This is a genomic window from Pseudomonas sp., assembly GCF_035277045.1.
Classification (GTDB): Bacteria; Pseudomonadota; Gammaproteobacteria; order Pseudomonadales; family Pseudomonadaceae; genus Aquipseudomonas.
The window spans coordinates 1-14187 of record NZ_DATELE010000004.1 but is presented as its reverse complement, the minus strand read 5'-3'; the positions used below and the strand labels follow the sequence as shown (position 1 = coordinate 14187).

The 14187-nt window shown below is 60.7% G+C and carries 6 protein-coding genes; 4 read left to right on the top strand and 2 right to left on the bottom strand.

The window, feature by feature from the left end:
* Nucleotides 1-2: 2 nt before the first annotated feature.
* Both VJS90_RS00125 and VJS90_RS00120 read right to left on the bottom strand, forming a co-directional pair.
* Nucleotides 3-2429 carry a hypothetical protein gene (locus VJS90_RS00125; RefSeq protein ID WP_324117923.1) on the bottom strand — a complete coding sequence of 809 codons (2427 nt, stop codon included), beginning with the start codon at nucleotides 2427-2429 and terminating at the stop codon, nucleotides 3-5.
* 167 nt (nucleotides 2430-2596) lie between these two features.
* Nucleotides 2597-4390 carry a hypothetical protein gene (locus VJS90_RS00120; RefSeq protein ID WP_324117921.1) on the bottom strand — a complete coding sequence of 598 codons (1794 nt, stop codon included), beginning with the start codon at nucleotides 4388-4390 and terminating at the stop codon, nucleotides 2597-2599.
* Between the two features lie 348 nt (nucleotides 4391-4738).
* On the opposite strand from VJS90_RS00120, the gene VJS90_RS00115 reads away from it, so the two are divergent.
* From VJS90_RS00115 to VJS90_RS00100, 4 genes are all read left to right on the top strand, one after another.
* Nucleotides 4739-5140 carry a hypothetical protein gene (locus VJS90_RS00115; RefSeq protein ID WP_324117919.1) on the top strand — a complete coding sequence of 134 codons (402 nt, stop codon included), beginning with the start codon at nucleotides 4739-4741 and terminating at the stop codon, nucleotides 5138-5140.
* Between the two features lie 41 nt (nucleotides 5141-5181).
* Complete coding sequence (locus tag VJS90_RS00110) at nucleotides 5182-10269, top strand: RHS repeat-associated core domain-containing protein (RefSeq protein WP_324117918.1); 5088 nt, start codon at nucleotides 5182-5184, stop codon at nucleotides 10267-10269.
* Between the two features lie 314 nt (nucleotides 10270-10583).
* Entirely contained in the window at nucleotides 10584-13160 is a 2577-nt protein-coding gene (locus VJS90_RS00105; protein ID WP_324117916.1) for a fimbria/pilus outer membrane usher protein, read from the top strand.
* Nucleotides 13157-14187, top strand: a 1031-nt coding sequence (locus tag VJS90_RS00100) for a fimbrial protein (RefSeq protein ID WP_324117914.1), incomplete at its 3' end; no start/stop codon positions are given. The genes VJS90_RS00105 and VJS90_RS00100, both read left to right, overlap by 4 nt.

The window sequence follows — 14187 nt, the reverse complement described above, 5'->3', positions numbered from 1 at the left end:
GCTCAGCCCCTCGCCTTGCTGTTGATACGCACGTGCTCGAGCAGCCGCACGTAGTCGATGTCGAAGGGGATCGGCAGAACAATGTAGTTCCAGACAAGAGGACCAATGGGCACATCGTGAAAAGCGGCGAGCACGATGTAGTCACCATCTTCACCTTCGGGATAAATCCCGCTGGCCGGGTCTACAGCGTTTTTGCCCACGATGGTGAACCACCTGGTGTCTGCAGGCGCGACGGCAAGCGGCTTGCCATAGCGGTCCGTGGTCCACAACACCAGCTCAAACCCCGCCCCCTTGCGCTCAACGGTGATCGTCGCGGTCGTGTTCAGCCAAGGCACGAGGATGTCTATGCCCTCGGTAATACCATTGCTGCTCACCTCGACACGGTCGCGCTGGATCATCATCTCGGCGGTATCTGGCTCCCCAGGGGTATTGATAGGCGCTTCATAGATGCGCACATTCTGGCCGGCAGGGATGGCCAGATCCGAGTCTGCTTCGGTGGGCAAGCGGATACGGCCTTTGGAGCCGGCGGCCATCTTCCACTCCAATGCTGCATCCAGCGCACCGCCGACCAACACGTGCCTGGGCGCCTTGGCCGGATCGGTCGCGTAGTTCACGGTCTGCAGGAAGGGGAACACGGCGACGCTCTTCGGCACGACGGTGACCAGGCTGCGGCTGACATTGTCGCCGACCGTGGCACTGACGATCACACGCAGCGAGGTGCCGGCGATCTGCGCGCTGGTTGGCGGTGTGTATACGCCATTGACGATGCTGCCTTTCTCGCCCGCGCCACCCGGCAGGTGCTCGACCGCCCATTTCACCACGCCGGCGGGCGCTGGCGAGAGCTTGAAGGTCTGGGTGCCCAGGGCGGCAATGGTCGGATTGAGGGGTTCGATTGCAAAAGCGGTCAGCTTCGGCGCAAGGCTACCGAGCAGCGAGAGGTCACCGGGGGCATGCACGCTTTGAGGGACGACAGCGTTTTCACTGCGGAACAGCAAGCTGTTCAAGCGCAAGACATCGATCGACGGGCCGGCTTTCTCGATGGCCGAGGTGAACAGTTCGAAGGTCTTGCCCAAGGTTTCCTTATGGGCAGCGTCGCAGTCTTCTACATAAAAGTTCCAGAACAGATGCGCAGTCTCAGTAGTGTCGTCCGACAAGAGCGCACTCTCGACCGTGTTGTTTCCTGGAACCAGTACCACCCTGCCCTTATTGCCGCCATCATCGCCAATCGAAATTGAATACTCTTTCTTGTATACGAACGTGTGCTCCAAATAACGTTGAGCCGTGCCGCCGATGCCCGACCAGACCACATAGCACTCAAGATCGACATGCGCCGAGCAGTGCCACTCGAATTTTACTTTTCCATCTTCAAACCTGAAATGCGTTTTGCTCTTTTCCGGAATGAGACTGGCATTGCATCTGCCCCAACGCACCCACGGGCTGTCATCTTGATAGATCTCTGTGAATGTCGACGGCAGGTGGCCAAAACTGGCCTGTACGTAAAACCCACCTTCCTTGTCGTACACGGGATCACTGTCCGCAAACTCAGGGATCGCCTTGATCATTTTGACCAGTAAATTTTTAACCCAGTCTTCATTATTGATGATGATATTGGCCGAGAACGGATCGTCCGTCGCCGACGCTGCCTCCGGCAACAGGTAAGGCATGTCCCTGTCGGCTGTCGGCAAGCTCCCGCCCTTCGCACCATTGAAAGCGACACCCACCAGTACAGCGCCTTCTTCCAGCTCCGCTGGATCATCACTGGCGACCGTTACGCCCGCTCTCGCCAACGAATGCGTACGCACCGCGAACGAGGTAGGTTTGAGTTCGCCCTCCACAGGCTTCAAGGTGTTCAGCTCCCATACCCGCTCGGCGTCCGGCAGCTTGGCGAATTCATCGCGAATGGCATCGCCGATCTTTTCGTTCAGGTCTTTCCAGCCAGACACTTCGAAGGTGTAGCCGGTGCCATTCTTGAGGTCGAGTGTCACCCGTCCTTCGTCACTGATCGCGCCATTCTGATCGGCCGTCAGATTGATGTTCATGCGTAAAAAAGGTGCTGTCAGCGGGTCAAGGGCCGACAGCCCGACCAGCTCGACCTGCGAGCTGCCCGGCTTTTGCCGCAGCGTCTTGACCTTGCCGCCCATCATGGGAATGTTCAGACGCGCGGCGGAGCCGCTGATGTTCGAGTTGACGAACGACAGCACAGGCGTACCGGTGGTGAGGTTGGAGACATCCGTCCAGCTTCCCGTTTCAGTCTCCTTGCGGGCACTGACGGGCTTGATCCAGGCACTTTCGGCAAAACGTTCAACGTGCTCTTGCGCCAACAGCATATTGGTCTTGAAACGGTCGTAGACCAATAGCGCGCCCCACCCGTATGTACGGGGTTGCGCTTTCATATAGGTCAGGTATTCACTTAACGTCGGCTTGGCCATACAAGTAGTCTCCACTAGCAGTGTTATACAATTAATTATTCCTCAGCACAGGCCAGCACGAAGCCTGGGCAAAAGTTCCCCATTGCTTGCCTGTTTCGAGAAATAACTACATTTACAATCTGTAAAAACGGTGCCGATGACCGGCACAGTCAATTCCGTTGATTACGTCATCGGCTCAGCATCAGAGCGCTGTTTCGAAACGGCGTGAAATATTGCCCACCGTCGAAACTTACGCGTGCCCGGAGAGTGAAATTGCTGGAAATCTGAAGTTGCTCGAGAACGGCCTTGGCCAGGATAGCGTTAACGCCCTCACGCGCTTCTTCGGCGGTCACCGCTACCCGGTCGCGGATGACATGCTCCAACGGTCCGTTTGCAGTCACCCCGCTGAGCGTCAGCGTCAGCAACTGCCCGGCAGCACCGAGGTACCAGGTGCCGAGTCGCAGGTTGGCGCCTGCGGCTGGCACCTTGGCCAATGACAACGAGCCGCCACTGGCTTGAGTACACGTGATCTGCGGGAACGCTGTGGTTTCAAACGGTTTGATACGCAACCGGTAGGGCACCGAATCGACATGATCACTGCCCACCAGGCGATAGAACACGTCGAAACGCTTGGATTCATCCGCTTCTCCACGCCCCAGGTTAGCCGCGACATACTGCGCCGGGATGAAAAAGCGCCGCGGGTTTTCGGGTCTGACTGGAGCCGTGGCGATGTATTGGCCAAGTGCCGAGTAACCGTCCCAATGAACCTCAAGACGTTCCCCTGGGGCCGCGATGTCGGCGGGGACCTCGATGTAAACGCCGTCAATGGCGTCCAGGGCGGTCATGGTGCCCCAGGCCGGTGTCGAGTCCGGCAGCGCACCTTTTACGTCCGGGGCACTCAGGCTGCGCGGCTTGATGACGTCGACCGCCAGTTCCTCCGAGCTCAAGCTGGCACCCTCACGCCCATACAGATAAGACAACCGGGCGGTCGTGCCACCGCTCAGGGCCAGCACATCGGCGGCCAGCCTGAACACGATGGTCCCTTGCACCAGGCTGCTCGGGTCCACGCGAACTGGCAACACCAGGTCGCTGGCCGGGCTGCGCCAGCGCATCAGGATACGATCAGACACCGCAATCTCCGGATAAGCAGGCATGTGTATCGTCAGGCCATCACGGAACTTCGCTGGGTCCAGAGGGGCGCTTTCCGCATGCCCGGCAATGGCAGGCTTGGGCAGGTAAGCCGGGAGCGCGGCTGTCGAATCAATCTCAAAGCGCTGCTCAGGCGAGGCAAGCGTGGCGCCATCCGCGAAGGTAATGCTGTAGGAGGCCAGTGCATGGCCCTTTTCCAGGTAGGAGAACCAGTACTTGGGGATATTGAACGACATCATCTTCCCTTCGACATGGTCCTTCGTCACCACCAGAGTGTCAGCGAAGTCATCATCCTCATCCCCGTACTCATCGTAGCCGACCAGATTCAAGATGACCCGGTCGCCGGCCTGCATGGCCTGATACGGCGCAACCACCAGGGTGAACCCAGCGTCGGTCAACTCCCTTGGACGGATGATCAGGTCATGGGATGGCAGGCCGTGCAGCACGGACAAGGTTTCCGGCGCGGCTTGCGGCCGCAATCCTACGAAGCAGAACTGCCGCCGTGATTCAGTCATCTGGTTAACGGTGTATGAAAAGAATGCCCAACCGCCTGCCGCGTTTTGCACGGCCTCATTGCTGACTTCAATGTCGATCCCATTGACCAGATTGTTTGCCTCGACGGGTAATTCAGCACCAATATCATCGAACACTTCCCCGGAAGGACTGGCGCCTACCCAGCGGGGCCTGACCAGATCGTCCAGTTGCATGCCCGTGTAGCGAATATGGGCAGCCAGCGGGAAACTTCCCAACTTCTCCAGGTCCAGTTCGTCGAGCGCATTCAAGTCCGGAATTGTGGGTTTCTCGTATTCGACCTTACACACGTCACTCATCATCATGCCCTCGTGTTAATAACACACTTGCCAGAACGGACAATTGCATTGGACAGGCTCTGCCGCACTTCAACTACGCAACAGTGGCCTTCAGGTGGCAAGTTATAGAGGAAACCTGAAAACAGCAGCAACTAGCAGTACTGCCAGGTTGGCGTGTGTGCTGAGGCCGCGTTCGCCCGGCGCCGGGCGTCCGACGGGCACCTGTTACTTCAGCCAGGTGCGCCTGGGCGGCATTTCCCCTAGTTTCAAGGCACGCGGGATCCCTCCCTTAGCCTGGCTCGGGCATGTGGATAAAAGGGACAGACCGCCCTGTACATTCAAAAAACCGAGCGCCATGCACGAGGCATCATCATGCAAAACCCCATCACCCCGCAGCAGTCGGGCAGTATTATCGTCACCAATCCAGACGGTAAATTCCTGGCACTCAACATTCCCACGGACGGACAAGGCAAAACGTTCACACTCGACGCGAGCAAACTTGGCAAGCCACGAAAGATTCAAATGGACGATCTTCCCTCCGCTGCAAAGATTACCTTGAGCGGTAGGGGCGGCTGGTCATTCACCCTCAAGACCATGCACCAACCGTCACGACTTTCCAATCATGACCTTCATTATTTCGTAAACACTTACCTGGCGGCTGATTACATCAAGGAGGGCCTGGGAATAGAGGTCATCAGCAAACAAGGCATGGCCAATCCGGACTCGCTCACTACCGTGAAAGTTGAAGTATCCCCGCGCGCGCCCACGCTCTGAGCGACATCCTTGCGGATGCGCGACATTTTGAGGAAACCTGTATGTCCTTACACTCCAATGCGTTTAATTTCATGGGCTTCGTGCACGGCAGCGTTGATCAGCGCACCGGCCAGTTTTCAGCCGCCATCGACCTTCCCTGGCTGAAACCCAATGACCTGTGCGGGCCCGAGTTGCCATTGCAACTGGGCTTCAACCCCATGAACGAGCAGAACAGCGGATTCGGCATTGGCTGGACGCTGAAACTGACACAGTTCGTCATTCCAAGTGGCATGCTCGCGCTGCACACCGGCGAGAGCTTCAAGGTCAGTGACAACGGGCCAGGGGAAGCCGCCGTCATCCCAGAGCAGAAACTCGAAAGTTTCCGGTTCAGCAACATCAGTGAAGACGATATTCAACGCTTTCGTATCGCACACAAGGCCGGCCTGACCGAGATCCTTGAGCCACAAGGTCCGCTGCGCAGCGTGGCACTGCCCGTGCGGATACTGGCCCCGTCCGGCCATGGCATCACGCTGGCGTACACCACCGTCAACAGCGAGCCACGCCTGGCGTCGATCATCGACGACACCCAGCGCACCCTGCTGAGCATCGACTACAGCAGCAACGCCCAGGTTGTCGTGGACATCGACCAGGGTACCGACGTCCACAAACGCTTTACCCTTTCGCTGCAAAACGGCGAACTGACCGAGGTGGTATTGCCGACCGAGGAAGCAGCGACCTGGCGGTTCAGCTACTCCACCTTTGGCAATCTGCACTACATGAACCGCGTCGAAAACCCGATCGGTGGCGTCGAGACCGTGGCTTACAATGAGCACGGCCATAGCTTTCCCGGGGTCAGCAGGACGCTGCCCTATGCCATCGAGCATGTGCTCCAGCCCGACCCGCTGGATGAGACCACCCACCTGAAGACCACCTACGCCTACAGCCAGAACAACTTTCTGGGTAACGGCACAGGCATCAGCTGGATTGACGATGGCCAGGACAATCTCTACAAGTTCACCGGTACCGGCTATAGCTACGGCTCCACGGCCAGCCATTATCTCGATGGCCAGGTGTTGCGCACGGTCACGTGCAGCTACAACCGCTTCCACTTGCTGACAGAACGGGTCACCCGCCAGCAAGGCTGCCTCGAAACCATCACCAGCCACTATCACGAGCAGCCCAACACGCCGTTCAAGGATCAGCCGAACCACTTCCAGCTGCCGCACAAGATCACCAAGACCTGGACCTTGGCCGACAATTCCAAGGATCGTCGTGATGAAACCCTGGAAACGCTGTATGACGCGTCTGGCAACCTGATCGAGGAGATCCAGGCGAACGGCATGCGCATGGTTCGCGAGTATTACCCCCAGGAAGCAAGCGAAGGCTGCCCGGCAGACCCGGAAGGTTTCGTGCGCAATCTGAAAAGCGTGACCGAATACCCCGCGCCTGGAGAAGGCGCTGCCCAGGTGAAGCGTACCCGCTATCGCTACGAACAGCAGTCTTCGCTGACACAGGCGACTAGAAAGGCGCTGCCCGACGCCTGGCTGGCGATCAAGCAGGAGGACACGTTCGAGGTCGCGCTGGAGGCCGTGCCAGGCCGCGAAGCGGAAACCCTGCTGCGTCAAAGTGTCCACACTTACCTGAAAACCCCTGACAACCCACGACTGCATGGCCGGCCCGAGAAACAAGAGCTGAGCATCAATGGCCACACGTCGACCACCCGCTGGCACTATGAGCTGATCAAGGACACCGCGGGCCAGCCGACCTGGCTGCAGACCAGGCAGACGTTCAATGCTTCATGCGGGACGGTGGAAGCGTCGCTGGTCACCGTCCACTCGATCCATAGCGCTCAACTGGTGCAAGAACAAGACTTCAACGGCATCGTTACCCGTTATCGCCACGATGTGCTCAATCGCATTATCGAGCAGACCACCTCGCCGGACGATCCCACCTACAAGGCATCACGCACCTTCGCCTATCCTTTGATCAAGGAAAACGGCCGCACCCGCTCATGCGAGGAAGTCACTGACGTCAAAGGGGTACTGACGCGCATCGTCTATGATGGCCATAACCGCCCGCTCAGGGAGGAACAGGAAGATACCCTCAAACGCCGCAAGGTGATTTCCGAGTCACGCTACGACACGGTAGGGCGCCTTGTCGGCGAGACCTTCTACGACTATCCGGCAGACGCGCCAGACACCCTGGCGCATCAGCAGCCTGACGTGACCATGACCTACACCTATGCCTACGATGGCTGGGGCAATCGCAGCGAAACCACCGGCCCTGATCAGGTCAAGCACCTGATCGAGACGTCGCCATTTGGCGAGGGCGGCGATATCGTCACACGCTGGACGGTCAGCCCAGACAAGCCGACGTTGCGGCAGAACGTGCGCATCAGTCAGCTCAATGCCTTCAATAAAGCGCGGTACGAGTACCGCCAGCTCGAACAGTCCGGCGACTCGCCTGACAGCGCGGGTAAAGACCCTGTCCAGCTTGACCGTACCAACTATGTCTATGACGGACTGGGGCGCTGCATCAAGGAAACCGTGTCGCTCGGCCAGGCGACGCCCCAGGCGCAATCACGCGTCAGCGAATACGTCTATGACATCTGGGGGCGGATGACCGAAACCGTGCGCCCGGACCGTTCCACGCTCAAGCGCACGTTCGCCCCTCACAGCCTCAATGAGCTGACGACGCTGCTGCAGGTGCGCCCCCGCGGCAGCGATAGCGACAGGACGGTGTGCAAGCGTACGTTCGACGGCCTGGACCGTCTCCTCAAGGTGACGGTTGGCCCGCGGATCGACGAGTATCGCTATCACGCCGGCACCCAACTGGTCGACAAGCGGATTTCCTACACCCTCGGCGAGGGCCGCAAGAACAGCTCCAGGCGCGTCTTTGCGTACAAGTACCAACCTCAACTGAGCCAGCAGCCAACCCAGCTCACGGCCTCCATCGAGGACACAGCAGGGGTAAGCGGCGCTCTGGAGGCGGCCTTTACCTACGACCCGGACAGCGCCGCCATCGCCAGCGCAGACAACAGCAATGGCGCACGTACTTATCGCTACACAGATCAAGGCCACCTGGCTGGCGAGACCTGGAAGGTGGGCGGCGAGGAACGGTACAGCACTGAATATCGTCATTCGCTGCAAGGGCGCATGCGCTATCGCAAGCATTCCGACAGCGCCCTGGCCTGCGAATACGCCTACGACGGCCAAGGCCGTGTCACCGATATCATCCAAGGTGCGCTGCACAGCAGGCTCGACTACGACAGCGAGGGTCTGCTTTGCAGCACCCGTACCACCGACAGTGCCAACAACGACCGCTACGTTCTCTGCAGGCAGACTTACGACGCGTTCGGCCGCGAGATACAACGCACGCTCAGTGCGAATGGCGATGAGGAGCAGGTCCTTACCCTGACCTGGCTGGACAACGACATGCTGCACACCCGAACGCTGGTGCGCGCAGGCAGGGAAGTCCGCAAGGAGACCTTCGCCTACGACGAGCTCGATCGCCTGGTCGAGCATGACTGCCAGGGCGAAGCACTGCCGCGCAATGCCAAGGGACGGGCCATCAGCAATCAGCTCTACCGTTTCGATGAGCTGGACAACCTCACCCGTTGCCAGACCCGCTTCGCCGACGGTACCACTGACAGGGCCGATTTCACGTACGCGGCGGACGGCAGTTTTCAACTGCAGAAGGTTACCCATCGCCTGCTCGAGGACTACCCTGCCGAGCAGACGTTCAGCTACGACGACCACGGCAACATGCTCAATGATGAGCAGGGGCGCGAACTCGAATACGACAGCCTCGGACGGCTGCGCCGGGTCATCGAAGTCGACGGTGAAGTGACCGTGGAGTATCTGTACGACGGCCATGATCAACTGGTGGGATCGGTGCATGGTGGCAGTCGACAGGTTGAACGCCGCTATCTGGGCCATCGCCTCGACAGCACCCTGGATAACGATGTGCTGACCCAGTACCTCTACGGCGGCGGCCGGCCGTTGGGCTCGCAGCGAGCCGACGATGCCTCGGCCACTCACTTGTTGCTGACCGACCCTTCCGGCAGCGTCATCGGCGAATGCGATAATGACGGTGTCCGGCATGCCGACTACAGCGCCTATGGTGAGCGGCCCGACGACAACGGCATGCGCAACTTGCTGGCGTTCAACGGCGAGGCCCGCGAAGAGGCCCTGGGCTGGTATCTGCTGGGCAGTGGCTACCGCGCTTACAATCCGGCGTTGATGCGTTTTCATAGCCCGGATTCGTTGAGTCCTGAAGCGGCCGGACTCAACCCTTACGTGTACGCGCTGGGCAACCCGGTCAACTGGCGCGACCCGACAGGGCACCGTTCGCAAGCAATATACGACCGCGATCCGCCCGAGCTCATCGACCCACCGGAGAAGCCGAAGACGCATTGGGCCGCCTGGATCAGCGTGGGCATCAGTGTCGTCATGTTCGCGATTTCGGCGGTGACGATGCCCTGGACGGCGCCTGCGACCATCGGCCTTACAGGAGCTTATGTAAAAGGTGTCCTGGGCGTGACCCTGTTGGGCGCCTCCGCGGTCACCAGTGCGGCAGCCGTCGTGGTTGGGCAAGATGACTATAAACTCTCGAACACGCTCGCCAGCATCAGCGGGGCACTGTCGTTTCTTGGCGGCCTCTCGGCATTTTCGGGGATTGCGGCGACCAAAGCTGCCGTCACGGCGGCCAGAGCGGCATCGGGATCGACCGCGACCATCAGTAAACTTGGAGAGGCCGTTGCTCGGCTGAGCACACGGCTCGAACTGATCGGCGCCGAAAAACCCAAGTTGGCTGTCAGCACCGGAACGGCAATGACACCGCAACCCAGCCCAAGTCTCAGTGTGCGCATGCCTACTCCAACTCCGTCCCCTACAACACCGACGTTCAGCGGGAAAGGGTCTGGGAACACGGCTGGAACAGCCTTCAGGCAGCCAGTGAACACAGAGCCCGCGAACGCAGGAGTCACAGCACCTGGCACAGCCAAGCGAACCGCAAGCGGAGCCCCTCCTGCGCGTACATCGGATGACGAATGGCAAACCGGAATTCCGGACCATGCACAGAGCAATATGGAGCAAGTTGTCCAGTACCATCCGACGGAGCAGAAGTGGAGGCTCGTTAGGTTTTCCTGATAACCCGTCCATTCAAGATTCATCCACATGATATCTGGGGGTGCGAAGCCACCCCCAGATCTTCAACGAACGGGGTATCCCTCTCACCCGTCACGGTCACGCAGGGCCTAATGTCTGCGCGCACGTCGATTCCTCCATCTGCCTGGAGAGAATCCTCCTACATCCGCCCTCCCCGCACGCGCCTAAGCTAGCGCCCTCGAACCCGACGCACGCAGGTCGCTCAAGCCGCCTCTCACGTCCATGCCCACCCAGCTCAAGCCACTCGCCTCGTTCCTGCTCGCGCATCGATCGGCGGTGCTGCTCAGGAATCACCCATGCCCCGACATGACCGGCGCAGGCCTCTGCCGTCGTGCCCGCGCCTCGCTCCTTTGTCACCGCTGCTGGTCGGCGGCCTGACATTGGCGCTTATCAGCACTGCCTCGGCCGAGGTTTCCCATGCGCAGTTCCAGGCAGGCTTCATGCGCCAGCCCCCCGGCCACTCCGCCGATGCCGGCGCCCTCGCCCTGCAGACACTGGCGGCGCATACGCCACTGGCGGCCGGGCGTTATCGCGTGGCGATGCTGGTCAACCTGAACCCACTTGAAGACCAGCACATCGACTTCCTCGACGCGCCGGACGGTCGGGGACTGCAAGCCTGCCTGACCGGCGACCTGCTGCGCTCCTTGAACCTGCGCGAGGAGGCGCTGGATTCGCCTTTGCCTACCGACGGCCGCTGCGTTGATCTGGCGGCGCTGATCCCGCAGGCCGGCGTCGAGTTCGATCCGTCACGGCTGCGGCTGTCGTTGTCGATCCCGCAGATTGCCCTGCACCAGGACCGCTGGGGCATCGTCCCGGAGCGGCGATGGGACGCCGGCATCAACGCTGCTTTCGTCAATTATCAGGCCTCGGCCCAGCACAGCAGCCGACACGATGGCCGCAGCACCACCACTCAAGATCTTTACCTGAACACCGGGCTGAACCTTGCCGGGTGGCGCCTGCGCAGCAAGCAGACCCTGCGCGACAATGAAGCCGGCGAGCGCCAGTGGACTCGCACCGATACCTATGCCCAGCGCGACCTGCCAGGCATGAGGGCCAACCTGACCTTGGGCGAGACCTTCACCGGCGGCGAGGTATTTCGCAGCTTTGCGTTTGCTGGTGCGCGCCTGGCGTCTGACCAGGACATGCTCGCCGACGCCCAGCAGCACTATGCCCCGGTCATTCGCGGCGTCGCCCAGACACGCGCGAAAATCGAAGTCTTGCGCAACGGCTACCCGATCTACTCCACGTATGTTGCAGCCGGCCCCTATGCGATCGATGACCTCAGTGTCGGCTCGGGGCACGGCGAGCTGGAAATCGTCGTCACCGAGGCAGACGGCCAGGTCAGCCGCTTCAGCCAGCCTTATTCCTCGCTGGGCAGCCTGCTGCGCGCCGGTGTCTGGCGCTACAGCGCCACCGCCGGCCGCTACAATGGCGCCGAGGAACTCGATACCCCGGCGTTCTGGCAAGGCACGCTGGCCAGGGGCGGCGCCTGGGACAGCACGCTCTACGGCGGCCTGCTCTCCAGTGATTATTACCGCGCCGGGGTCGTGGGCATTGCCCGCGACTTCGGCGAACTCGGCGCATTCTCCCTGGACCTTACCCGCGCGGATGCTGATTTGGGTGGGACGCTTGGCGAGGTCCATGGGCACAGCATCGCAGCGCGCTACGGCAAAAGCTTCCAGACCCGCACCAACTTGCGGTTTGCCGGCTACCGGTACTCCACCGAGGGTTACCGCGACTTCGATGAGGCCGTGCAGCAACGCAATGCGTCCTCGCGCTATCCGGGCAATCGGCGCAGTCGCCTTGAGATCTCGGCGTATCAGAACATCGGCCAGAGCAGCTCGTTAAGCCTTACCCTGTCCCAGGAGGACTACTGGCGCAGCGACTACCAGCGCCGTCAATACCAGCTCCAGTACACCACGCGCGCAGGCAGCCTAGGGATCAACCTGTTCGCCTCCCAAGCCCTTAGCACCCGTAACGCCGACAGCCGGGTTATCGGCCTCAGCCTGAGCCTGCCACTGGACTTCGGACATCCACACAATGCAACGTTCGACCTGCAGCGCGCCAACGGTCAGTACAGCGAGCGAACCAGCTTGCAAGGTGGCATGCTGGAAAACCGCCTCAATTACCAGGCCTCGCTGGCCAATGACACGCACAACCGCAAAAGCGCCGCGGTCTCGCTTGCTTTTCAGGGCAGCCAGGCCAGCTACGGGGTTGGCTACAGCGAAGGCAGCGATTACCGCAGCCTGTCACTGAACGCAAGCGGCGCGATGCTGGTGCATGCTGACGGGGTCGCGTTCGGCAGCTACCTTGGCGAGACGATGGGTCTGCTGCATGTGCCTCAGGTGGCAGGCATTGGCGTGCAAAACGCGTCCACCTCACACAGCAATGCCCAAGGATACCTGCTGGTTCCGCACTTGCGGCCCTACCGGATCAATTCGCTGGTGCTGGACACCGACGATCTTTCGCCCGAGGTGGTCATCGCAAACGCCAGCCAACAGGTGGTGCCACGTCGAGGCGCCGTAGTCGCGGCCCGCTTCGATGCCAGGCATGTCGTGCGCATGGTCCTGACCCTGCGCCACCCCAATGGCCGGCCACTGCCCTTCGGGGCCCAGGTCAGCGATGGACATGGCCAGCCGCTTGCCGTGGTTGGCCAGGCCGGGCAGACCCTGATCGCCAGTCACGAGCAGAATCGCCAGCGTCTTCGAGTGCGCTGGAGCGAAACAGGTATACAGACCTGCCAGGTAATGCTTGATCCCGACACCATGACCCACGCCAGCGGCTATCGCCTGCAGACGCTGGACTGCCTGCCGGATCACGCCGATGAAGACAAGCCCGTGTTGACCACCGCCTCCCAGGAATACCCTCGATGACCGCCTCGCGCAGCCGCTACACACGCCCCGCCGCACTGACGCTCTGCAACCTCGTGCTCCTGCTGGCCTCGGGTACCGTGCAAGCGGCCTGTCACTGGGGCGCCGGGAGCGCGACCTACATGACGTTCCAGCGTGACATGGGCACGTTTTGGGTACCTCGCAACGCGCCCGTTGGCACGCTGATAGGCAAGAGCGATCTGCGTGCCACGAACGGCCAAGGGGCAGTCCTCAACTGTTTCTACAGTGCCAGCGATCCGGTGACCGCCAACCTGCCCAATACCCCTCCGTTGTTCGGTGGCAGCCTCCCCCCCGTGGGCGGCAAACCCGTTGACGGCCGTGTGCTGCAGACCAACATCCCAGGAGTCGGCGTGTTCATCGACCTGGCGTATCCCTACAACGGTCAGGCCACCAACACCTTCACGCCAGACAACGGCACGGCCATTCCCTACACCGGCGTCATGACGCAAAACACGGCTATCAACATGCCACTTCGAACCATCTATGGCGAGGTCATGTTCATCAAGATCGGCGACATCGAAGCTGGCCCGCACCAGGTCCAGGGGGAAGTGTTCCAGGGTTATATCCATACCCTGGGCAAGGTGTTCGACTACACCATGACGGCCACCATCAATCGCGCGCAATGCACATTGCAGGGCAATCCCGTGAGCGCCGACCCGGTGCAGCTGGGTGATTACAAGGTCGAGGATTTCAAGCAGGTCGGCACGACGACGCCCGATACAGCCTTCCACATCACGCTCAGCAACTGCGAAGACGACAGCGACCCCAGCGCCATCCGCGCCACTGTGCATGTTCATCTGGACGGTGCGCAAGGTTCCACCGTCATCGATCCGGCCCAAGGGCTGTTCAGCCTCGACAGCAACTCGACTGCCGGCGGGCTGGGCATACAGATCTTGCGCAGCGACGGCAGCCCGATGCCCTTGCAGACGGATGAGCGGGTTAAAACGCTCGAGCTCGGTACGACCCAACTGGACTTTCGCGCGCGCTTCTACCAGACCGATGCGCAGGT